We start from the raw sequence: 22218 nt of genomic DNA, 5'->3' as shown, positions 1-22218 counted from the left end.
GCAGGCCCTGAGCGCATCGCGAAAGCTGTCGCGCACAGGGTGCGCTCCTACACATACGTGAAGGGCCCGGGCAAGTCTTCACACCCCGTGGCACGTGCATTGCTGCTTTCCCGCAACGGGAAGCAGTGCGTCGGCTTCCCGCCGCCTCATGCCCGGGAACCCAGCGCCCATGCCCTCTCCGCCACCTGCCGCGTCGCGGCCAAAAGTGCCCCTGTTTGCCGCCCTTTGCGCGGCGGCGTGCCTGTGCGTCGCGTTGCCGGCATCCGCCGCGGGACCGCTGGACGGGTCCCAGCCGGCCTTTCGGCCCGCCAACCCGCTGGATGACAGCCAGCCGTATCGCACCTCGGTGCTACCCGATGCACTGGTCCAGGACCGCAGCGTGCTGCGCACCTGGGGCAAGGGCAGCTACCACCTTTCGGTATCGCGGGTGGCCACCGCGCCTGGCCTGTTCGGCGGCGGGGCACGGGACCAGGCCTTGCGGGTGAGCGTCGCCATCAAGTGGTAACGGCCAGGTGGCTCAGTTCGACAGCACGGCACCTTCGGCCACCGCGGCGGCCACGAAGGCTTGCGGATCATCCGGCGATACGATGACCTTGCGGCCACTGGGTGGCTGGATCACGACCCCATGGTCACGGTGGCGCGCGGCCACCTTCACCATGCCCAGCTGGCGCGAATAGAACAGGCCATCGAAGGCGAAGAAGCCGCCATTGCCGAACACACGGACCAGGCCCTTGAAGGCATCCTTGTCCTCGCGAATGATCGCGCCACGCAACTCCACGGTAGAACGGCCCACCTGCCGCCGGATGACCAGGCGGCCACCGCCCATTTCATAGCGCAGCGGGGAGATCGCGTAGGCCAGTGCAAGCGCAAGGGTGAGGATGCCAGCGAGCGGCACGCCCAGGGTGGCCGGTGCATCGCGGCTCATCACGATGGCGATGGCGGCGAGCACGATCATCACCGTGGAGATGCCAATCCATCGCACCGAATTCGACATGCTTGTGGCGAAGGTTTTCATGCGGCGTGGCGTCTCAGTGGGTCTCGGGTGGCGGTGCCGGTACCGGCGCGGCCAGGAGAAGCTTCGCACGGTTAACCGCGATATAAGCGGAGGCCACCGGTTCCAGCTTGCCCGCTTTCAAGCGCCATGCAGACACCATCCAGTCGTTGTTCTCGCGCCAGCCGACGTGGCCGTGATCGATCAGGCCCAGCAGTGTCTCGCCGCGGAATACGACGGGAAAGGGCTGTGCGTCGTGGCTGTAGAAGGTCATGCGGCCGCCAGCGTCGTCGAGCAACGGCAGCTCGGGTGACTCGCTGTCCTTGTCGAGCGGGCCATTCGCACCGCGTGCAGCTTTGAGTTGTGCGGCATACGCCGCCTTATCGACAGACGCGAACGCCGTATCCAGCGTGCCCGGCTGGGGGCTGCGGTCGTAACGCGTCGCGGCGGTCAACGCCACCGTCGCGAACTCATCGCAGGGGCTTTTGCCGGGCGCACAGGCGCTCGCGACCTGGCTGAGCGCGTGATCGAAACGGAAGACCAGCATGTGATCGGCCGCGAACGTCTTGCCATCCCATACCGATGTCTCGAACGTCACTTCATCGGCCGAACCATCACCCACCACGTAGGCGACGATGTCACCCGCGATACGAGCCATGCCATGGTCGGTCATGCAATCGCCGCCGCTCCAGGCAGCGGGTGCTTCCACGGCGATGGCCTGCTTGCCTTCGATACGGAACGGCGTTTCCGTCCAGCAGTGCGCGGTGCCCCCCATGGACCACAATGAACTGATCGGCGAACCCTCAAGCTTGCGGTAGCCGGCATAGCTGTCCATGTCCTTCAGCGCTTCGCGGAGCGTGGCATCGGGTTGCCACGGGAACGCTTTCGCGTCGGGCAGCTGCACATCCTCGCTCAGCGTGATCGACACGCCTGTCTTCGCGAAATCCGCGGGCACCTTTGCGTTGCTGGTGGGCAGCTTCGCGAGCACTGGGCGCAGTGCAGCGTACGGCTTGGGCCACGACGCGGCATCCAGGCCCTTCAGGAAATCGATGCGTGATTTATAGAGCGACAACACGCTGCTTTCGGCTTCCTTGATCGACGAGTACGTCGACAGCGCCGCATCGCGTGAGGCCAGCCAGTGGCGCTGATCCAGCTTGAGCGCGTCGGCCAGCTCCGGGTGGCCTTTCAACGCCGCCTTGAAGGCCTCGCCCAGTTGGCCATCTGCGGCGGACACCTTCGGTGCCGCGCAAATCGCCTTCTCCACCGCCGTGCCCGCCTTCGCACAATCGAAACCCGCACCGTGTGCCCAGGGCGCCAGCACCGCCAGCGCCAACCCGAGCCCTGCCTGCCACTTCCTCACGCTGTTCTCCTTTCCCGCCGCTCGCCGGCGGGTGGCACACATTGTACGAAGCCAGCCCTTTCCCGAGCCTGTTTTCACAATTCCTTCGCGATGTCGGTCACTTACCGCGAATGTGTAGGCGTAGGACTACAGCAAAGCCTGCAAAGACACGCTAAATTCCAGCGTCCGGTCTGGACCGTCGCGGGGGCGTCGGCAGCCGGGTTTCAGGGGAATCGACATGGCTGTTGTCCTGGGTGCCCGTGGGCGCCGCGTTCCACTCGTTATCCATCCACCGGCGCGCTTCCGTTGAGCGCGGCGTTCAAGCCCGTGCGGCATCCGTATGAGGATGCGCTGGCGCGGCTTTCCTGGCTGGATTTCCAGCAGCGCATCGCTTCGCACTTCGAGGGCCTTGGGTATTTCGTGGAATGCACGCGTGCCGGCGATCCGGTGGAGCGCGGATTCGACCTCATTCTTTCCCGCGGTGACGAAACGCTGGTGGCGACCTGCAGGCATTGGGTGGCGTTCCAGGTACCGCACGACGATGTGCACCGCCTGATCGGCCAGCTGCCCACGGCGGGTGCTACCGGCGCCCTGTTGATCACCTCGGGGGAGTTCACCCGCTCGGCGATCGATGCGGCTGCACGCTTCCGCCATGTCCGCCTGGTGGATGGCCGGGCACTGCGGGCCATGCTGGGACCGATCGAGGAGCCGCATGGCTTCCGGCTGCCGCCGGCGGATTCGCCGATCTGGGCACCGGTGAACACGGGCCGCCCGGTCCACCGCCAGGCCACCAGCCGGGGCGCCAGCCGCGCTGCCGCTATTGCCGCCGTCGCGGCCGTCCTGGTCATGGCCCTGGCCATGCTCACGCTGTACACGTGGTACATCCGCGATATCCATACCGACCAGGGCGGCGACGTGGCGCGGGCCAGGGCCGTGTACCGCCATGCCGGGGTCGCCCCGGCACCGCCGCCATTCGCCCCGCCGCCGCGCCCGCCGGGCACTGGCGCCACGCCCTGAAGCCACCTAGGATCCGCAGTGTCCGCCATAGCGGGCCACAGGGGAAAAACGTATGGACAGCCAGCGCACCGAAGCGCAGAACACGGATCGCCCGGCTGCCGGCCATCCACGGCTAGGCCGTTTCCGCCGCGCGCGCGCTGAACGCGCCCACCCGGAACACAGCACGCCGCGTCGCCATCGCCATCTGTCCGCCAAGGTCCGCCGCTATCTCTGGTATACGGCCGGCGCCATCGCCCTGTACCTGGCCAGCCTGGCCTATGCCCATCTCGACCAGGCCTCCCACGCCGCCGTCCAGGCCACCAACACCCACCCCCTGTAGGAGCGCGCATGCGCGCGACCGGGGGCGCCACAGGCATTCATGCGAAACTAGGCCATGAACGCCTTCAACGAACTCGCCCTTTCCCCCGCCCTCCTCGCCGCGATCGATACGATCGGCTACACCGAGATGACCCCGGTGCAGCGCGAAAGCCTGCCGCCCATCCTGGCCGGCCGCGATGTGATGGCCGAGGCCCGCACGGGCAGCGGCAAGACCGCCGCCTTCGGCCTGGGCCTGCTCCAGCGTCTGGACCCGTCGGAGATCCGGCTGCAGGCGCTCGTGCTCTGCCCCACCCGCGAACTGGCCGACCAGGTCGCCAAGTCCATCCGCCGGCTGGCCGTGAACATCCCCAACGTGAAGCTGCTTACCCTGTGCGGTGGCATGCCGCTCGGCCCGCAGCTCGCATCGCTCGAACACGATCCGCATATCGTCGTCGGCACGCCGGGCCGCGTGCAGGAGCACCTGAAGCGCGGCAGCCTGCACGGTGGTGGCATCACCACGTTCGTGCTTGATGAAGCCGACCGCATGCTCGACATGGGCTTCGAGGAAGCCATCGACGACATCATCAAGCGCATCTCCAAGCACCACCAGACGTTGCTGTTCTCGGCCACCTACCCCGATGAAATCCGCGCCGTCAGCGGCCGTGTGCAGAAGGACCCGGTCATCGTCACCATCGATGAACCGCACAACGAAACCACGATCGAACAGCGCGTGGTGGAAGTGGAGCCGCCGCTGAAGACCGATGTGCTTGCGCGCATCCTCAACCATGAGAAGCCGGAATCCGCGCTGGTGTTCTGCAACATGCGCAAGGACACCGACGAGCTGGCCGCCGCGCTGGACAAGCTCGGCTTCAGCGCCATCGCCATCCATGGCGACCTGGACCAGCGTGACCGCGACGAAGCGCTCGTGCGCTTCGCCAACCGCAGTTGCAACGTGCTGGTCGCCACCGATGTCGCCGCCCGCGGCCTCGATATCGCCGGCCTGCCCATGGTGGTGAGCTACGACGTGGCCCACGATCCCGATACCCACACCCACCGCAGCGGCCGTACCGGTCGCGCCGGCGCCAGCGGCCTCTCGATCACGCTGGCCGGCTCGCGCGAACTCAACAAGGTGCGCGCCATCGAAGAGCGCCTGGGCAAGCCCCTGGCCCGCTACCCGGCCAAGCCCGGTGATGGCCGCAAGGTGCTGAACCTCGCGCCCATGAAAACCCTGGTGATCGATGCCGGCCGCAAGGACAAGCTGCGCCCCGGCGATATCCTCGGCGCCCTCACCGGCGATGCCGGCCTCAACGCCAACGACATCGGCAAGATCGACGTCTACGCCACCCGCGCCTACGTCGCGATCAAGCGCGACCTCGCCAACAAGGCCTTGAACCGCCTGCGCGACGGCAAGATCAAAGGCCGCAACTTCCGCGTCCGCTCGATCTGATCACCGCCTGCGGTTGACCACGGCCGGCGTTGAGCCCCGTGCTTGTGTAGGAGCGTGCTTGCACGCGATCGGCCTTACCTCAACGCCGATCGCGTGCAAGCACGCTCCTACACAAGGTTGATCACTGCTTAACCAGCACGACGCAACCCATTGACCAGGCTTGGCGGCGCCGACTTATCCACATGGTTATGCATTCGGTATCCACACAGGCTGTGGATTAACCCGAGCGCACCGGTCAATGAATGACCAGCGAGACGCAAGTCGTTGATGTCGCTTGGCGACACGCACTTATCCACACGCTTATGCATGTGCTGTCCACACCGTGTGTGGATAACGGAGACGGAGTCAGGCGTTCGCGAGGCGCTCGGCAGCTTCGAGCGATGCCTTGTCGCGGTTGATGGTGGCGACGGCCAGTTCGCGGCCGGCTTTCTTGTAGCGAATCTCCGCGACCTTCGCTTCGATGGAGCCGAGCACTTCGATCTCATCCCACTCCAGTGCATGGCCGACGTAACGGATGCTGGTGTCGTAATGCACGCTCCAGAAGAACGGGGCTTCGTTGTAGATCTCATCGAAACCGAGCATGGCGGCGGCGGCGACCTGGCCATGGCGTTCGGCGACGACCCAGTGTTCGACGCGTTGGCGGGAATCATCCAGGCCGGGGAAGCGGGCGATATCGCCAGCGGCGTAGATATCCTCGTTGGAGGTGCGCATGGTGGCGTCCACCAGCACGCCGTTGTCGAGATCGAGGCCGGCGGCCTCGGCCAGAGCGATGCGCGGGCGGACGCCAATACCCAGCACCACGTGCCTGGCCTCGACGGCGCTTCCGTCATCAAGGGTGACCGCGCCATCCACATAGCCGGTGGCTTTGCGGCCAAGGTGGAAGATGACGCCATGCGCCTCGTGCAGTGCGCGGATCATCGTTCCCACGTCATCGCCGAGTACGCGTTTCAGCGGTACGGCTTCGGGGCCGATCACGTGCACCTCCACCTTGCGCTCACGTAACGACGCGGCGACTTCCATCCCGATGAAACTGCTGCCGAGCACGGCGACCGGCCCACCCCCATCAATCGCGGCGATGATCGCCTGGGCATCCTGCATGGTGCGCACGGTGAACACACGCGAGTCGTCGAAACCGGGGCCGTCGGGGCGGATGGGTTCGGCACCGGTGCACAGGAGCAGTGTGTCGTAATCGAGGCGCTCGCCCGAATCGAGCGTGACGGTGCAGTGCTCACCATCCACGTGGTCGACGGTAACGTCCACGCGAAGATCGATGTGGTTCTCCTCGTAGAAGCGTTTGTCCTTGAGCGGCATCCATTCCGGCTGCGCGGTACCGGCCAGGTAATCCTTCGAGACATTCGGCCGGTCGTAGGGTGCATCGGGATCGTCACTGATCATCGTAATGCGGCCATCGAAGCCGAGGTCACGCAGTCGCTGCGCGGCAGCGAACCCTGCGGCGCCACCACCGATGATGACGATGTTCCGCTCGGGTGTGTCGGTCGGTTCCGCGGGGTCGGGGGCCGGGAGCTTTTCGGTGATGAAGACCTTTCCGTCGCGCTCATCGACCTTCCAGCGATCCACGGGCGACAGCGCCGGCGCGCGAAGCGCTCGGCCCGTGGCCAGGTCAAAGCAGGCGTGGTGCAGCGGGCAGTGCACGGTATCGCCCACGCGCAGGCCATCCGCGAGCGCGCCGCCATAGTGGCTGCACGTGCCGGTGATCGCCGACAGTCCCTCGGCGGTTCGTCCGATGATCACGACATCGTCGCCGACGTGGCCGGCCAGCACCCCGCCCTCCGGAATCGACCCGATCGGCACCCCCTGGGTGAAGTCGGGGCCGGTGGGTTTCTCGGATGACTCGGACATGGCGGGCTCCTGGGGCAGCGCGGGGACGCTCGAAGCAGCTGGTGTCGAAAAAAAGACGGCGCCGCCGAGTCTGGCTGTGGACGGGGCGCCGGGGATTGAAGGAATCCGGTACCGATGATGGCCGGATCCGCGTGTGCGATGTGTTATCGCCCCGCTGGGCCGCGCGATCCAGGCGTCAAAGGACGATGCAGGTGTTCCGCCCGGCGCGCTTGGCGGCATATAGGGCACGGTCGGCACGATCGAAGGCCGTGGCGGCACGCTCTTCGGCACCGAAACGGGTGAGTCCACCCGACATGGTGACCTTCACAGGTTTCTGGCTCGCGTGGAAAGCCAGCCCCTCCACCGTGGCGCAAAGTTCGCGGGCCACCACCAGCGCGTCCTCGGCGCTATAGCCGGCGAACACCACGGCGAACTCCTCGCCGCCGTAGCGGGCGACAAAGGCGCGGCCCTCCAGCGCCCTGGCCAGCGTGTTGCCGACGATGCGCAGCACGGCATCACCCGCGGCGTGGCCGAAGGTGTCGTTGATCGTCTTGAAGTGATCGATATCGAAGGCACCCACGCACGCGGTGACCCTGCCTTCGCGTACATCGGCTTCAAGCTGGGCCATCTGCCGCTCGTAGGCGAGCCGGTTGGGCAGCCCGGTGAGCGGATCGGTCAAAGCGAGCTCATGTTCGCGGCGCAGGGAATCCTGCAGCGACGTGGCCTGGGTCTCCAGTTCCTCCACGCGATCGCGCATGCGTTCCGCACGTTCACGGTACGTGGCCAGCCGTGCGTCCTCGCGTTCCCGGTAATCGCGGAAATGCTGGTCGATCACGGCCAGGCGTGCGGTGACCTGGTCGCGTAATGCCGTGACATCGCTGGCCTCGAGCGTCTGTTCCGCCAGCAGGCGCATTTCCTCGCTGACCTGTTCGCCCAGCGTCCGGCCCGGATCGTTACCTGCCGTCGCATCTTCCAGTTCAGCCACGAGGTAGCGGGTCATGTCGCCCAGCCGGCCGCTCACTTCGGCCAGCAGATCCTGCAGCTTCGCCACATCGGCGCGCAGGGCCGCCACGGCCGCGGTGTCATCGGAGGCGGCGGCCGTCGCAGCCGTTTCGACCGGCTCGCTGGTCTCGGCGGGTTCTCGCATGGCCGCCTCACCCGCTACGCGCGCATCCAGTGCCGCCACGGCCTCGGCCAGCCCATCGAGCAGCGGCTCGAGTTCGGCCGGGGATGCCGCGTGCTTCAGCCCATCGCCGAGCTGGTCGAGCAGGCGGTCGGCGGCTTCGCTCTGGCCGCGGGCCAGTGCGGAGAGGCGCAATACGAGCCGGCGCAGGCTCTCCTCGATGGCGCGGAAGTCACGCTCGTCGCGTTCCATCCGCTCCAGGGCGAGGTTGTATTTGCGCTCCCAGATGTCCTGCTCCACGCGATGCCCCAAGCTTGATCAGGTGGTGCGGGCGGCTGCCCGCACGGCCACGATAGACGGTGTGCGGTCAGTACAACAACCGCGCCAGCAACTGCACCTGGTTGCCCCGCTCGCGCGGGCCCAGGCCAAAATCGGTGCGCTCCGCGCGGGTGGCATCCACATGCAGCCATTCGGCCGTGAGCCGCAGCCAGTCCAGCGGCCGCCAGTTGAGCGCGGCGGTGAGTGCGTGGCCGCGCTCGCCATCGGGCCAGGTGCGGAACGTTTCGTAGCGCAGCGTGGGTCGCCAGGCCCCACGGTTCCACCCGGCAAGCAGGAAGCCCGACTGGTAACGCATGCGAAAACAGCCACCCGGCGGGCAGATTTCCGTATCCCCGTCCATGCCCTGCGCGATCCAGGTAACCGGGCCGGTTTCCAGCTGGCTGCCAAGCGACCAGAAGCGGGTGCGCCAGGCGAATATCCGTTCATCGCCGTCGTACACATGGAAGGCGGAGGGATCAGCACGGTTGTCGTAGCGCAGCGCGCGCAGCTCGAAACCCTGCGGCGATTTCCAGCCCGCATCGGCATACCACCCCGTGCGCCCGCCAATCGACGAGAACGGCGAATAGCTTTCATGCTCACCGTCCGCCGACGGTTCGGGGAGTTTTCCGCCCAGGCCAATCGTGACGTCGCTGAGCGACCAGCCCCGCTTCGCCAGCACCCGGCCCGCCACATCGTTGTGCCTGACCAGGCCGCCGCCGAAGGTGGCCGTGCCGCTTTCGCCACGCCATTCCTCGCGGAGATCCGCGCCGATGCCACGGATCTCCTCGCCCACCCAGCTGTTCAACGCGGAAGGCGTGATCGTCCACGGGCTGGTCCAACCGATGCCATCGTTTTCCAGCGAGATGGGCAGGAAGTACACGCCGCCCTTCAGCGCCAGGCGCCATGCGGAAAGTGACATGGGCCGGTAGCGCACGTACGCCTCCGGCACCTGCCAGTCGTTATGGTCGGTGCGCTGGACCTGCACATCCGCCAGTGCGAATACGGACGGCGTCAGTTGCGCGGTGGCGACAATCCCGGCCTCACCGAAGCGGGCGCCATGGGCATCACCGCCGTAACGGGTCCGGCCTGGGCCGCCATCGATAAAGCTCTCGTCGGAAGGGGCATCCACCAGCCGGGCGTCGGCGAACGCATGCACCTTCACCTCCTGCGCGTTGACGAAGGCGGGGACCGTGCATGCAAGGGCGAACGCGAACCAACGTCGCCGCGTCACGCCCCACCTGGGCCCTGCGCCCCAAGGCGCGCCACGAAGGAAGCAAAATCCATCGGGCGGCCGACGTGGTATCCCTGAGCGTGGTCGCATCCCGCCGTAGCGAGAAAGGCCATGCTTTCCGCATCCTCGACGCCCTCAGCCGTCACCTGGTACCCCAGGCGGTGGCCAAGCTCCACCAGCGAACGCACGATGGTCCGGTCGGTAGGGTCGGTGGCGAGGTGCTGGACGAACATCTTGTCGATTTTCAGTTCACGAACGGGCAGCCGGCGAAGGTAGGCGAACGATGTCTGGCCCATGCCGAAATCATCGATCGCCATCTCGATACCCATATCGGCCAGGCGGCGGAGGACTTGAAGCGCGGCCTCCGGCTCGCCGATCACCGCACTCTCGGTGACCTCCAGTGCGATGGCCGACGCGGGCACGCCGTGGGCATGCAGCAGTTCGCCCACCCTGTCCGGCAACGTGGGGTCGCCGATATCCCGGGCGGAGAGGTTCAGCGACACCTTCACCGCGTGGCCGGCGTGCGCCAGTTCGGCCGCGTGGGCGATGCCATGTGCCAGTACCCAGCGGGTAAGCCGGCCGATGTTGCCGGTCTCTTCGGCCACCGTGATGAACAGGTCGGTCGGCACCATGCCGCGGCCGGGCCGGTGCCAGCGGACGAGCGCCTCGGCCGCATCGGTCTGCCCATCGGCCAGCCGCAACTTGGGCTGGAACCATAGCTCCAGCGCGTCGGCTTCGATCGCCGCGCGCAGTTCACTCATAAGCGCCAGGCGCTCGGGCCGGTGGGGATCCGATTGCGGATCGTACACATCCACGCCGCGCGTCGATTTCAGCGCCGCGAACTCGGCCACCTCCGCGCGGCGCAGGAGCGGAGCGGCGCGCTCGCCGTGCGCGGGCGCCAGCGCGATACCTACCGCCGCGCCCATGTCGATACTTACGTCGGCCTCCTGGTACGGCTGGCCTAACGCATCCACCATGCGGAAGGCCGCGGCGATCGCCTCGGCACGATCGGCACCGTGCAGCCACACCGCGAATTGCGTATCGGTGGCGCGCCCGACGAAGTGCTGGCCGGCGGCGTGGCACAGGCGCTGGCCGGCATCGTGCATCAGCCGGTCGGCCAGCGCGTGGCCCACGGTCTTCACGATGTCCGGCAACCGGCTGACCCCGACGATCAGCAACGCACCGGTCTGTCCCGATGCGGCGGCGAGGTCGCCATCGATCGCATCCTCCGCCGCGGCCCGGTTCGGCAGGCCGGTGACCGTGTCGTGCATGGCCTGGTAGCGGATGTGCTGCTCGCGCTCGCGCACCGCGTCGCCCATGGTCCGGAACGCCGTCGCCAGCTCGCCAATCTCGTCGTTGCGGCGTACTTCGGGTGCGTCGTGGTAGTCGCCGCCAGCAATGCGCCGTGCGGATTCAGCGAGCGCTTCGACCGGCCGCGACACTCCGCGTGCAACAAGCCACGCGACGAGGAAACCCGCCACCAGGGCAAGCACCAATAGTGCGAGCCACGCATTCCACACCGGCTGGAACGGCTTCAGTGCATCATCCAGCGAGTAGCCGAGTACGGCGTACACCGCGCTACCGCCCTGCGGTTGCGTCAACGGCTGGGCCAGCACGAGGTATTCGCGCCCCGCGATGCGGAGCAGGCTCGGTTGCGCGGGAAGGTGCGCGCCACCTTCGAACTGCGCCGTGAGCTCGGAATGCGAGCTGCCCCGTGCGATCACCGCGTAACCTTGCTTGACCGGCGTCGCCAGCTCCACATCACGGGGCAACGCCGAGAGCTGCTGCATATGGGCGATGAGCGCATCGTCCACCGGGATACTGGCGACCACCAGGCCGACAGGCTGCGGCGCGTAGATCGGCACCACGACCATCCATGAGGCCTTGCCATCGGTCACCGCGATGGCCGCGGTACGTTCATCGTAGGCACGCGCCAGCAGATCGGGCCATGCGAACGGCTTGCCTTCATCGCTGCCGGCGGTATCCACCTGCACGGTGCCATCCAGGTGCAGCAGCTGCATGCGTGACGCGCCCACGCGACGGCCATGGTTGCGCAATACGGAAAGAATGGTGCCGCGATCACTGGCCGCGATCGCGGAGCGCAGGCCGTAGTCCAGCGACATGATCTGCACGCCGCCGGCCACGCTGGCCGAAAGGTCATTCATCTGCGCCACGAACGCGTGCGCATTGGCGGCCAACTGGCGGCCGCCTTCCTCCACCAGCTCGCGGCGCGCCACGTTGTAACCGAGCACGGCGGTGACGCCCTGCACGAACACCAGCGTGGCGACGAAGAACAGCGCCAGCCGCGTGCGGAAGCCGGGTGCGCGCATGGGCGCTTAGTACCCGACGTGCTCGCGATCCATCGGCCCGCGCGGGTTGGGCAGCAGCGCGAGCACGAAACGCAGCGTGGTGGGATCGCCCTCAGCCACCGTCACGCCCTGGATCGGCAGGGTGACGCCGGGGCGCAACTGCGGATGCCACGCGTGCGCCTTGTACTGTCCCGCCGCCACACCATCGATCATCGCCCTGCCCTTCGCATCGGTCACTGCCATCTCCGGGTCCTTCGTGACGTAGAGGTACGTGAGCATGTAGTCGTGGATGTTGCAGCCGACCGCCGCATTGCCCGGGTTCTTCATCACGAGCGGTGCGGAGCTTTCGCCCGGCGCCAGCATGTCCTCGAACTTCACCAGTTCCGAAAACGAGTACACGTGGTGGCGCGTGATGTCGCTGTTGCGGAACACCACGCTATCGCCCACGCGCAACGCCGTGACGTAGGGAATGAAGGTTTCGTCCTTCTGGTCGACATAGCGCGTTTCCGCCGCAGGTGTACGCGCGGGCGTGCCGGGCTGGGGCGCCAGCGTGACCACCGCATCGGGAATGGGCTTGCCTGCCGGGTCGACGACTTCGATGGCGACGCGGCCGGCCAGCGCAGGGCCCGCGGTAAGCATGGATAGCGTTGCGATGGCGAACAGGCAGCGCATGAGGACTCCCCAGGTGGCGGGGCCCTAGCCTAGCCCAGTTGCATGCTTAACCTCTAACGGGGCGCAGCATGCGGCAGATACCCGCGATGGGGCGATACGGACCGCATGGGTCGCTATGCCACGGATCGGGCCGGTGACGTGCTGCCACCGTGTCGAACGAGGGCTGGCCCACGCCACCGGCGGCGCCACAGGCCAGCGCGAGCGCCAGTCCCGCGAAGAGTGTGCTGATCGTGCGCCTGTTTGCCATGGTGGCGGTCCCCCCGCTGTCGTCGGCATTGACGTTAGGCCGGCCAGCGTGAAGGAACAATAGTCCGAATGGGCTGGCTGGCCTGGACCATGGCACGATTCCCGACCACACGCACCTGTATGTTCGCCAGCGCGGCCACGGCCTCGCGGTGGGACACCACCACGATCACCGCGTGCGGCAGGCTGTCCTTCACGCCGCGCAGCACGGCCATCTCGGAGGCCGCATCCAGTGCGCTGGTGGCTTCATCCAGCACCGCCAGCACCGGGCGGCGCAGGATCACCTGGGCCAGCATCAACCGCTGCAGTTCACCACCGGAAAGGCGGCTGCCGGTTCCGTGCAGTTCCAGGTCCAGGCCCCCCGCCGCGGCATCCACGCGCTGATGAAGGCCCACCGTACGCAGCGCGTCGTGCAGGTCCGCCTCTGCAGCGGCAGGATCAGCCCAGAGGAGCACCTCGCGCACGGTGCGTTGCCAGGGCCGGGCAGCCTGGCTGACATAAGCACCGCGCGAGACATGCGCCCGCCATTCGGCAAAGGTCATTGGCACGCCGTCCCGGCGGGCCGTGAAGGCCTGCGGCGGCGCCATGCCAGCCAGCACATCCACGAGACTGCTCTTGCCAATGCCGGAATCGCCGGTGACCAGCACGAGTTCACCGGGGCGCAGCACAAGATGCTCCAACGTCACGCCATCACGCGGCGGCTTCACGCACAGGTGATCAATCACGACCTCGTCGGCCGCCTCCGTGCTGATGGGCGTCGCGGCCTGCGTATCCAACGCCATGGTGCGCCGCCATAGTGCAAGCGCCGGTTCAGCGGATCGCAGTTGCTGGATGCCTTGCCGTGTGGAGATGAGATAGGGAAGCAGGCGCCCGAGGAGCAGGCCGATCGCGACGAGCGCCGCACCGTCCACGCCATGCCAGCGATCAGCCAGCACGAACACCAGCGGGATGCCGAGCGCCGCGCCCATTTCAAGCACAAGGCGGCTGGACGAGATCAGTTCGAGCTGGCGGCGATAGCCCTCACCGAGCCGGCGCGATACGTCGCCGTAGCTCGCGCGCTCGGCGGCCTCCCGTCCAAACGAACGGACGTGCCGCAGGCGCCGGGGAAAATCCTCGCTATGCCAGAACAGCCCGGTCATGTCCGCCACATAGCGGCGGCTCACCTCGGCGTGCTCGCGTCCCGCAACACGGGACGTGAATACGATGAGCAACAACAGCACGGGAGTCGCAAGCATGAGCACCGGTGAAATCCAGAACGCGAACGCCAGGGTCACCAGCGAGGTCAGCACCGCCACCGCCAATTGCTGCATGGCGCTGAAGCCCTGCACCAGCGTCTCGCCGTTGTAGGTGAGCACATTGGCGATTTCCGCGGAGCTGGTGCCAGCCAGTGCCGGCATGGGTACCTGCAGGAGATGCGCGTGGACATCGCCACGCAGGCGCACCGCGAAACGCGCAACCTGCGCCGCACCGAGTCGCGCGGATTGCCAGCGCAGCAGCGCGAACGCGATGCCGCTGAGTGCGAACCACGCGGCATTGATCACCACGTCACGGCTTGCGAAAGGCAGTGCGTGCCCGGGCTGGACCAGCGGCACGAGCAACACGGCCGACACGCTTCCGGTCACGGCCGCCCCCGCGGAGAGCAGCGCATACATCGATAGCGACACCCGCTCCGCTCGCGGAAGGAGCGTCAGCAAGCCACGCCATGCCGGCGGTACGCGCATGGCTAGCCTACGGCTTCCTGCAGCGTGAGCCACGGCGCCAGCGCATCCAGCGTTGCCCGTGGCGTGGGCCCACGGCGGAGTACCCACGCACCGCGCATCAGCGCGGTATCGACGAAGCGCCGCCAGCCCGGCTGGCGTGCGGCATACGGCTGATCCGCGGCCAGGCGGACCATCGCATCGTCACGTGCAAGCGGCTCCAGCAGGGGGCCATCGGTGCGCTGGGGCGAAAGCATGATCGTGGCGACGATATCGAGCGGCTGGGGCGCCGGGCGAAACAGACCGGAGCGCAGATCGATCTCGAACTTCTCGACGCCACTTCGGCGACGGATACGCGGAAAGGCGGTAACGGCACGCCGCGACGGGCCATCGAGCCAAACAAGGCTATCGTCCGTCACATGCAGGTAGTTCGGAACGCCCGTCGCGCGCAGGTGGCGCGGATCCACGAAAACGCCATCCTCGGCCATTACGTCGTAGCCATCGAGCGCCGCCTGCAGCGTCAGCGTGGATTTGCCGGCACCCGATGGGCCAAGCAGCAACACGCCGCGACCTTCGCCGCCCAGGCACGCGGCGTGCAGTGAGACCAGGTCCTGTCCCCGTGCGGCCAACAGGTACACCGCGAACTCAATCAGTTCGTAGCGGACGTGGTACGCGTTCGCGAGGCGGTCTTCCGACACGGTGACCACGGCGCGACGCTGCGCCGGCGAGACCACTACATGGTTGGAGGCGTCGACGATGCCCACCAGCATGCCGCCACCCGAGGACGTACGTACCGGCGGTGGCTCGCCCGCCTGGCCGCCCCCGCCGGGCACGAGCCTCAGTTCAACGTGAAACACCGGCGGGACCGCGCCCAGGCGGTGCGCCGGCAGGCCGTCGTACGCCACCGCGGCCAACGCCAGCAGGGCTTCGCTGTTGCTGGCGAACACAAACGACGCGCCCAGCACGGGCCAGCTGCGGGCGTAGGGCAGCCGCATCCGTTCATTGAACGGATCGGCGAACTCGTGTGCCTCGAAGGATTCAGTCGTCGCCATCGTCACGTTCGCCCGGATAACCGGCGTAGGTGCCGTGGCCGGCCCGGAAGGTTGTGCGCAGCCGCCCGGCAACCTGCCCGGGGGCCCGGGGCACTCACGCCTATCCCGCATGACGCGAAAGGCGTTCACCCCATGCTGAACATCCAGGTTGGCCACTCCTACTTCCTGCGTTACGACCGCAAGCAGTGGGAGCGCGGCAAGCCCTACCCGCCGCTCGCCACCCTGCATATCGCCGCCCTGTTGCGGCGCATGGGCCATGCGGTGGGCCTGTTCGATGCCATGCTCGCGGAAGGCGTGGAGGATTACGCGCCGACCCTGCATGCGCAGCGGCCCTCCCTGGTCGTCTTCTACGAGGACAACTTCAACTTCCTGACCAAGATGTGCCTGGGCAACATGCGCGATGCGGCCTGCCGCATGATCGGTGAAGCCAAGGCCGATGGCGCACGGGTGCTGGTAGCCGGCTCCGACGCCTCGGATCACCCGGAAGCCTTCCTCGCCGCCGGTGCCGACGCGGTGCTGACCGGCGAGGGCATCGGCGCGCTGATGGAACTGGTGAACCGCCTGGAGCGCGATCCCCTGATCGACCCGGACGCGTGGACCGACGGCGTGCCGGGCATCGCGACGCGCTCCCCCACCGGCACCCGGGTGACCCGGCTCGGCGTGGTGCCACCCGATCCGCGCATCACCGGCCTGCCCGCCTGGGATCTGGTCGATATGCCGCGTTACCGCGCGCTGTGGATGGAACGGCACGGCTATTTCAGCCTGAACATGGCGGCCTCGCGTGGCTGCCCGTTCCGCTGCAACTGGTGCGCCAAGCCGATCTGGGGCAACCACTATAACCAGCGTTCGCCACAGGACGTGGCAGCGGAGATGACCTACCTGAAGCGCACGTTCGCCCCCGACCATATCTGGATGGCGGACGACATCTTCGGCTTCCATGTCGATTGGGTGAGTGAACTGGCGCGCGAGCTGCAGGCCACCGACGGTTCCATTCCCTTCATGATCCAGACCCGCGCCGATCTCTCCAGCGAACGCATGGCCACCGCCCTGGCCGCGGCCGGTTGCGTGGAGGCCTGGATTGGGGCGGAAAGCGGCAGCCAGCGCGTGCTCGATCGCATGACCAAGGGCACCAAGGTGCCCGATCTGATCGCCGCACGGCAGCGCCTTGGCGCGCACGGTATCCGCGTGGGCTTCTTCATCCAGCTGGGTTACCTGGGTGAAGAACTCGAGGACCTGCTGGCGACGCGGACGCTGGTACAGGCTGCGGCACCCGACGACATCGGCGTCAGCGTGTCGTACCCGCTGCCGGGCACGAAGTTCTTCGAAGAAGTACGCGCGCAACTGGGGCGCAAGACGCACTGGGACGATAGCGACGACCTGGCCATGATGTTCCGTGGCGCGTACGACACGGCGTTCTACCGTGAGGTGCGTGACCTGCTGCATCGTGAGGTGACGGCGCCCGGCGCGGCACTGGATGACGACTGGGCTGAACTGCTTGCGCGTGAAGAACAGCACCGCCACGACGAGCCCACACCGGCCGCATGGGCGCGCCGGGCGACAGGTGCATGAGCATGCTGCCGCCCCTGCCCATCCTGAAGCGCGGCCTGGCCCTCACCACCGAGGCGCTGGCGAACGAACTGGCGCTTGCGCGCTCCGGCACGGCCATGCCTGCATGGAGCGAGCTGGAATGGCGCCTGGCGGGAGCGGCTGCGGTGGCGCATGGTGTGTCACCATTGCTTGCCGGCTTTTCGACGTGGGCGCCTGCGGGTTGGCAGGATTTCCTGGCGACGCAGCGTGAACATGTGGAGATCAGGCAGCAGCGTATCGCCGCGCTTATCCTGCGTATCGATGCGCGCGCTCGCGAAATGGCCTTGCCGCTCGTGGCATTGAAGGGCGCGGCGTTACACGGCCTTGGCATTTACGTGGCCGGCGAACGGCCCATGGCCGATATCGATCTGCTCGTGCGCCAGCGTGATGTGCCCGTGGTGCGCGCGTTGCTGGAAGAAATCGGCTATGACGAATCGTTCCGCCAGTGGAAACACCTGGTGTTCAAGCCACGCACGGGTGAAAGCATTCGCGGATTGGGTGAGCACCGCGATACCCCGGTAAACATCGAGGTGCACACGCGCATCCACGAACGCCTGCCTATCCGCACCGTCGATATCACCGAGACGGTGTGGCCGGCCGATGCACGGCCGGGCATCAACCCGTACCCGTCGCGTGGTGCGTTGATGGCACATCTTCTGCTGCACGCCGCAGGCAATATCTGTGGCCGCAGCCTGCGCCTTCTACACCTGCACGACATCGCCCAACTCGCCCGGCGCATGCCTCGCGAAGAGTGGGCCGCACTCTGGGATGGCCCCATGCCGCCATGGTGGGCGTGGCCGGCACTGCGTCTCGCTGCGCACTACTTCCCCGGCACCGTGCCGCGCGCGATCCTCGATCGGCTGCGCCAGGATTGCCCCCGCCTGCTCCGCCTTGCCGCAAGCCGGCAGACGCTGACCAGCGTTTCATGCTCGCAGCTATGGCTGAACCTCCTCCCCGGTGCCGAGTGGGCACGCACGCCCGGCGACATCACCCGCCTGCTGATGAACCGCGTGCGGCCCACGCGGGAAAGCCGCGAAGAACGCGCCGACATGCTGCGCACGCAGGTGTGGCTGCAAGGGCAAACCTGGGTCCGCCGCGGCCACCTCACCCGCCTCATCACCGGCCTGACCCGCCCGGTACCACGCATGGACACCCTTTACGTCGTCCGCGCCGCCTTAGGCGAACTCGCCTGACGATAGGTCACGGCCCAACCCGCTCGCGGCACCATCTGCTCGGTGCTCCTACAGGATCATCGCCGAGTATTGGTGGTTGAAGGCGTGGGCGGTGGCATCCGCATCTTCACGAAGGGCCAGATGTTGAGCCTCGGCGGCTATTCGTTGACGGAGTGATTCATCGGCGGCGAGGGCCGCAATGGCGGCCGCGAGGCCGGCGGCGTCGCCGGGTGGCGCGGTCAGCGCCGCGTTGGTTGACCATTCGGCGAAGTGGCCTACCGCGGTGCCGGCGGCGGGAACGCCAACGACGGCGGCCTCGAGCAGAACGAGCGGGCCGGCTTCGTGGCGTGAGGACATCACGAGCAGATCGGCGGCGGCAAGGATCGGCCTTAGCTCGGCTTGCGTGCGGAAACCCAGGAATCGGATCCGGTCGGCGATGCACAACGCCTGCGCAAGGGTCTCGATGCGACCACCGAGTGTGTCGACGCCAACGACGTCCATTTCGAATGCGATGCCCTGCTTCGCCATGAGCGCCAGCGCGTGAAGCAACGTGATCTGATCTTTCACAGGATTGAGGCTAGCAACGTGGATCAGCCGAAGCCTGCCGCCATTTCGCGGGCGCGGTGGCAACGATGGCCAGCGGTCGAGGTCCACGCCGAGCGGGACGCGCGTCGCATCAACACCGATGGCCTGGAGGGATTCAATGATAGGGGCACTGGCGGCGGTGACACTCGCCGCGCCGCGGAGCACGACTGCTTCGCTCAACCGGCTGCGCCACCGGCGGCGGCCGCCGTAGCCGATGTCGTCGAGCGCCACGAGTTCGCCGCCCGCGATGTGTACGGCGTAGGGGATGCGCAGGAGGGTGGCGGCGATGGCGGCGACTTGGCCGCAGGTGCCGGAGAATAGGGATTGAAGGGCATCGAAAGGGGCAACCCGGTGTTCGGCGAGAATGGCGCGGGTGGTGCGTAGGCGGAGCCAGGCGTGGTGGCGTCGCCGCGTTGCAGGTTTTTCGCGCGCAAGCGCGCTCCTACAGGGGGTAGCCGCGCTGGTGCGGAAATCGCCGATGTTGTGGATGTGGGCGCCACGGAGCATCCAGCGCGCGGGATGGGGTTCCTGGTGGAAGACGAAGACATGGACATCGTGGGTACGGGCGAGGCGCTCGATAAGGGCGAGGAAGGCGGGGATGACGCGCTCTTCGCCGCTGCGGTCGACACCACCGGGGAGGATGATGCCAAGCTTCATGCGCGTCGCCGCCGTGCTGTGTGCAGCTCCGCGTAGGCCGCGGCCCAGCGGCGCCCAAGCGCCGGGAACGCGAGCCGTGCCTGGAAGTGCTCACGCACGAGCTCGCGTGGGGCGCGCTTGCGGGCCGCACTGATCAGGGCCGCGCCGCAGCGGGCGGCATCACCCACGGGGTAGAGCCTGCCCACGGCGCCGTTACCGGTGAGTTCGCGGAAGGAAGGGATATCGGTGACGACGGGCGTCAGGCCGCACGCCATGGCCTCAAGCAAGGCAAAGCCACAGCTCTCGGCGCGGCTGCCGCTCACGAACAGATCGGCGGCGCGCATCAGCGTTTCCACCTGTGCGTGCGGGACCCTTCCGAGCAGGTGAACACGATCGCGCAGGCGATCATCCGAGGCGATGCGTGTCTTCACGGCATCGCCCAGCGGCGCGCTGCCAAATACGCAGTACAACCGGGCATCGGGCAATACTTCGGCAAGTGCAGCGAATCCTTCCAACATCGTGACCGGATCCTTGTTCTCGTTCAGATGCCCTACCCACACTACGGCCGGCGATCCTGTTACGCCCGTGGACGCGCGCGCAGGTTCCGCCGGTCCCGGCGTGAAGCGACTGCTCGACTCGGGAATGGCGAACACGCGCAGCGTCGGCGGAAACAAACCCGCCGCCTCGAAGCGATGTGCGAGCGCAGGCGCGGTGAAGGCCACCGCATCTACGCTGCGCATCCAGCGCCGCCACACCGGCCGGCGCCACCACGAGGGCGCGCGATCAGCATGATCCTGGAGCACGATCGGCAACGACGGCAGCAGCTGCGCGATCGCGTACGCTTCCTCGGCACAGGCGAGGCTGTGGATGTGCAGCACGTCGGGCATGTGTCCGCGTAGCAGGGATGCCACGTGACGCCCTCGCGCCCGCGGCGATGTGTACTCGCGAAGATCCACGAAACGGTAGTCGATGCCGTGACGAACGAGCCTCGTGTCGTAGTCGGCGGCCTGCAACACGCTCACGCGTGGACCACCGGCGGCGACCGCCTCGGGAATATCCGCCAACGTGGGCCAGCGCAGGAATAGCTCGGCCGGTGTAACACCGGCTGGCGCGGGGTGCAGGTTAAGCTGGACGACGCGCATGCGCAGCGCCGCCTAGATGCCGGAGACCTGCGGCAGGCGCAACTTCACCAGCCGGTTGGCGAGGTTCAGTTCCCACGGCTTGTCGTAACGGCGGCGGTGGTAGCGCCATGCAGCCAATGCACTCAGGCTGCGCTTGGCCCACGACGGCGAACGCATGTCCTGCACCGTGGGGAACCGGCAGCGCAGCACGGTGACGAAATCCTGGATATGCCGGCGCAGGTCATCGGTAAGCCACGGTGCATCGGCGTGGCAGGCGTAATCCACCCAACGCTTTTCGGTCCATTCCTCCGGCGAGGACGGAAACACCATCGGTTCACCGTGCAGATCCAGCAAGGGCATCGAGGCGCGCTTGCCACGATCCTTCTCGTGCTTGCTGCTCTCCGGCAACGGCGTGTAGATGTACACGATGATTTCCGAGGCCGGATTGATCCGCTTCAGCTCGCGGATGAACTCGAACGTATGCTCGGTTTCTTCCTCGGTGTTCTCCGGCGGCGCGACCATGAACGAAAGTTCCGGAATCACCCCGTGCCGGCGGCAAAGCTCCGCCACTTCGAGGGTCTGGTCCGGCCGCGTGCCCTTGCGGATCTCCTTCAGCATCGCACCGCTCGGCGATTCCGCACCGATATAGGCCATTTTGAGCCGGCTCTTGCGCACGAGCTTCCAGCTGCTCTCGGAGAGTTTCAGCAGCGCATCGGAACGGGCATAGCACCACCACGGCAGTTCCATCTTCGCCATCACTTCCAGCAACGGCACCATGTCCTCTTCGCGGTCGAAGAAGTTGTGGTCGAAATACTGGATGGAGTCCGCACCGAGCTCGTACTTCAGGTACGAAAGGTCACGTTCGAGCCGTGCGGCCGCCGGCAACTGCGTGGTGCCGCCGAACATGGCCGCCACGCCGCAGAACGTGCAGCGGAAGCGGCAGCCGATCGCCGCCTGGTGCGCGGCCGTACGCCGACCGAGGAACGTACGCGCCAGATACCGGCGGGGATCGCCCAGCTTCTCGTACGGCAGCACGATGCCAGGGTCATCAAGGTGGAACTTGCGGTTCGGGTTATGCACGACGTGGCCATCGCCGTCTTTCCACGACATGCCGGCGATGCGCGACACATCGCGGCCGGGCCGGGTCAACGCGGCGATCAGATCCGGCATGGTCTCTTCGCCCTGCCCGCGTACCGCGTAATCCACGTAAGGGGCGGATAGCGCCGTATCGGTATAGAGCGTGGGGAAATAGCCACCCCAGATGATCGGCAGGTGCGGGTGATGCTCGCGGACCGCTTTCGATACCGCGATGGAGGGCGCCATCTGCGGGCCGCCCATGACGCTGATGCCGACCGCGTCCACGGGATGTTGTGCGATGGCGCGCAGCGTCGCATCGACCACGTCGCGATCGACATTTCCGTCAACGATCGTGCTTTCGCCATGGCGATCGAGCGCCGCCGAGAGGTTCAGCAACGCCAGCGGAAACCGCGCGCCCTGGCGGGAGGTAATCGTCGGGTTGACCAGTAGGGTGTGGGGCATGGG

The 22218-nt window shown here is 67.1% G+C and carries 19 protein-coding genes; 6 read left to right on the top strand and 13 right to left on the bottom strand.

Translation table 11 applies throughout. The annotated features are described in order from the left end of the window. Positions 1–169: 169 nt before the first annotated feature. Entirely contained in the window at positions 170–505 is a 336-nt protein-coding gene (locus L2Y97_RS03585; protein ID WP_247433081.1) for a hypothetical protein, read from the top strand. Positions 506–517: 12 nt separating this feature from the next. On the opposite strand, the gene L2Y97_RS03580 is transcribed toward L2Y97_RS03585, so the two are convergent. Further along, complete coding sequence (locus L2Y97_RS03580) at positions 518–1015, bottom strand: PH domain-containing protein (RefSeq protein ID WP_247433078.1); 498 nt, start codon at positions 1013–1015, stop codon at positions 518–520. A 13-nt stretch (positions 1016–1028) separates the two neighbouring features. Beyond that, positions 1029–2351: a lysozyme inhibitor LprI family protein gene (locus L2Y97_RS03575; RefSeq protein ID WP_247433075.1), complete on the bottom strand. Its 1323-nt coding sequence runs from the start codon at positions 2349–2351 to the stop codon at positions 1029–1031. 285 nt (positions 2352–2636) lie between these two features. Between L2Y97_RS03575 and L2Y97_RS03570 the strand changes: the two genes are divergently transcribed. From L2Y97_RS03570 to dbpA, 3 genes are read left to right on the top strand one after another with little or no spacing between them, the layout of a single operon-like run. Continuing rightward, positions 2637–3347, top strand: a complete 711-nt coding sequence (locus L2Y97_RS03570; protein ID WP_247433072.1) for a restriction endonuclease — start codon at positions 2637–2639, stop codon at positions 3345–3347. Between the two features lie 52 nt (positions 3348–3399). Continuing rightward, positions 3400–3666: a hypothetical protein gene (locus L2Y97_RS03565; RefSeq protein WP_247433069.1), complete on the top strand. Its 267-nt coding sequence runs from the start codon at positions 3400–3402 to the stop codon at positions 3664–3666. Positions 3667–3720: 54 nt separating this feature from the next. Continuing rightward, complete coding sequence (gene dbpA, locus L2Y97_RS03560; protein WP_247433067.1) at positions 3721–5091, top strand: ATP-dependent RNA helicase DbpA; 1371 nt, start codon at positions 3721–3723, stop codon at positions 5089–5091. 345 nt (positions 5092–5436) lie between these two features. Here the strand turns inward: dbpA and L2Y97_RS03555 are convergent, their stop codons facing one another. The 8 genes from L2Y97_RS03555 to L2Y97_RS03520 all read right to left on the bottom strand — a co-directional run bounded on the left by L2Y97_RS03555 (position 5437) and on the right by L2Y97_RS03520 (position 15575). Beyond that, positions 5437–6951 (bottom strand): FAD-dependent oxidoreductase, encoded by a 1515-nt coding sequence (locus L2Y97_RS03555; RefSeq protein ID WP_247433064.1) that lies wholly within the window; start codon positions 6949–6951, stop codon positions 5437–5439. Between the two features lie 175 nt (positions 6952–7126). Further along, the gene (locus tag L2Y97_RS03550) at positions 7127–8353 is read right to left on the bottom strand and encodes a GGDEF domain-containing protein (protein WP_247433061.1); all 1227 of its coding nucleotides are present in this window, start codon (positions 8351–8353) and stop codon (positions 7127–7129) included. 67 nt (positions 8354–8420) lie between these two features. Beyond that, entirely contained in the window at positions 8421–9602 is a 1182-nt protein-coding gene (locus tag L2Y97_RS03545; RefSeq protein ID WP_247433058.1) for a hypothetical protein, read from the bottom strand. Then, entirely contained in the window at positions 9599–11932 is a 2334-nt protein-coding gene (locus tag L2Y97_RS03540; RefSeq protein WP_247433055.1) for a putative bifunctional diguanylate cyclase/phosphodiesterase, read from the bottom strand. Before L2Y97_RS03540 ends, L2Y97_RS03545 begins: the two co-directional genes overlap by 4 nt. Positions 11933–11938: 6 nt before the next feature. Beyond that, entirely contained in the window at positions 11939–12583 is a 645-nt protein-coding gene (locus L2Y97_RS03535) for a carboxypeptidase regulatory-like domain-containing protein (RefSeq protein WP_247433052.1), read from the bottom strand. Between the two features lie 46 nt (positions 12584–12629). Further along, positions 12630–12830, bottom strand: a complete 201-nt coding sequence (locus L2Y97_RS03530) for a hypothetical protein (RefSeq protein WP_247433049.1) — start codon at positions 12828–12830, stop codon at positions 12630–12632. A gap of 34 nt (positions 12831–12864) precedes the next feature. Further along, complete coding sequence (locus L2Y97_RS03525; RefSeq protein ID WP_247433048.1) at positions 12865–14547, bottom strand: ATP-binding cassette domain-containing protein; 1683 nt, start codon at positions 14545–14547, stop codon at positions 12865–12867. A 2-nt stretch (positions 14548–14549) separates the two neighbouring features. Beyond that, positions 14550–15575, bottom strand: coding sequence for a serine kinase (locus L2Y97_RS03520; RefSeq protein ID WP_247433045.1), 1026 nt, complete (start codon positions 15573–15575; stop codon positions 14550–14552). Between the two features lie 132 nt (positions 15576–15707). Here L2Y97_RS03520 and L2Y97_RS03515 point away from each other — a divergent pair, with 132 nt between their 5' ends. Further along, complete coding sequence (locus L2Y97_RS03515; protein ID WP_247433042.1) at positions 15708–17144, top strand: B12-binding domain-containing radical SAM protein; 1437 nt, start codon at positions 15708–15710, stop codon at positions 17142–17144. 2 nt (positions 17145–17146) lie between these two features. Further along, on the top strand, positions 17147–18355 hold the full coding sequence (locus tag L2Y97_RS03510) for a nucleotidyltransferase family protein (RefSeq protein WP_247436674.1): 1209 nt from the start codon (positions 17147–17149) through the stop codon (positions 18353–18355). Between the two features lie 48 nt (positions 18356–18403). On the opposite strand, the gene L2Y97_RS03505 is transcribed toward L2Y97_RS03510, so the two are convergent. The 3 genes from L2Y97_RS03505 to L2Y97_RS03495 are packed head-to-tail and all read right to left on the bottom strand — an operon-like array spanning position 18404 to position 22215. Beyond that, the gene (locus L2Y97_RS03505; RefSeq protein WP_247433039.1) at positions 18404–19576 is read right to left on the bottom strand and encodes a glycosyltransferase; all 1173 of its coding nucleotides are present in this window, start codon (positions 19574–19576) and stop codon (positions 18404–18406) included. Next, positions 19573–20703 (bottom strand): glycosyltransferase family 4 protein, encoded by a 1131-nt coding sequence (locus L2Y97_RS03500; RefSeq protein WP_425492846.1) that lies wholly within the window; start codon positions 20701–20703, stop codon positions 19573–19575. Before L2Y97_RS03500 ends, L2Y97_RS03505 begins: the two co-directional genes overlap by 4 nt. Positions 20704–20709: 6 nt before the next feature. Next, positions 20710–22215, bottom strand: coding sequence for a B12-binding domain-containing radical SAM protein (locus L2Y97_RS03495; protein WP_247433034.1), 1506 nt, complete (start codon positions 22213–22215; stop codon positions 20710–20712). Between the last annotated feature and the right edge of the window lie 3 nt (positions 22216–22218).

The sequence above is a fragment of the Luteibacter aegosomatissinici genome (genome assembly GCF_023078495.1).
Taxonomy (GTDB): Bacteria; Pseudomonadota; Gammaproteobacteria; order Xanthomonadales; family Rhodanobacteraceae; genus Luteibacter; species Luteibacter aegosomatissinici.
Note: the sequence above shows the minus strand (reverse complement) of the source record. Positions and strands in the feature narration are given on the sequence as shown.

Excerpts from the sequence above, each read along its gene's own strand:
- L2Y97_RS03585 (WP_247433081.1), top strand. The coding sequence starts at position 170 with ATGCCCTCTCCGCCACCTGCCGCGTCGCGGCCAAAAGTGCCCCTGTTT.
- L2Y97_RS03580 (WP_247433078.1), bottom strand. The coding sequence starts at position 1,015 with ATGAAAACCTTCGCCACAAGCATGTCGAATTCGGTGCGATGGATTGGC.
- L2Y97_RS03565 (WP_247433069.1), top strand. The coding sequence starts at position 3,400 with ATGGACAGCCAGCGCACCGAAGCGCAGAACACGGATCGCCCGGCTGCC.
- dbpA (WP_247433067.1), top strand. The coding sequence starts at position 3,721 with ATGAACGCCTTCAACGAACTCGCCCTTTCCCCCGCCCTCCTCGCCGCG.
- L2Y97_RS03555 (WP_247433064.1), bottom strand. The coding sequence starts at position 6,951 with ATGTCCGAGTCATCCGAGAAACCCACCGGCCCCGACTTCACCCAGGGG.
- L2Y97_RS03540 (WP_247433055.1), bottom strand. The coding sequence starts at position 11,932 with ATGCGCGCACCCGGCTTCCGCACGCGGCTGGCGCTGTTCTTCGTCGCC.
- L2Y97_RS03535 (WP_247433052.1), bottom strand. The coding sequence starts at position 12,583 with ATGCGCTGCCTGTTCGCCATCGCAACGCTATCCATGCTTACCGCGGGC.
- L2Y97_RS03530 (WP_247433049.1), bottom strand. The coding sequence starts at position 12,830 with ATGGCAAACAGGCGCACGATCAGCACACTCTTCGCGGGACTGGCGCTC.
- L2Y97_RS03525 (WP_247433048.1), bottom strand. The coding sequence starts at position 14,547 with ATGCGCGTACCGCCGGCATGGCGTGGCTTGCTGACGCTCCTTCCGCGA.
- L2Y97_RS03520 (WP_247433045.1), bottom strand. The coding sequence starts at position 15,575 with ATGGCGACGACTGAATCCTTCGAGGCACACGAGTTCGCCGATCCGTTC.
- L2Y97_RS03515 (WP_247433042.1), top strand. The coding sequence starts at position 15,708 with ATGCTGAACATCCAGGTTGGCCACTCCTACTTCCTGCGTTACGACCGC.
- L2Y97_RS03510 (WP_247436674.1), top strand. The coding sequence starts at position 17,147 with ATGCTGCCGCCCCTGCCCATCCTGAAGCGCGGCCTGGCCCTCACCACC.
- L2Y97_RS03505 (WP_247433039.1), bottom strand. The coding sequence starts at position 19,576 with ATGAAGCTTGGCATCATCCTCCCCGGTGGTGTCGACCGCAGCGGCGAA.
- L2Y97_RS03495 (WP_247433034.1), bottom strand. The coding sequence starts at position 22,215 with ATGCCCCACACCCTACTGGTCAACCCGACGATTACCTCCCGCCAGGGC.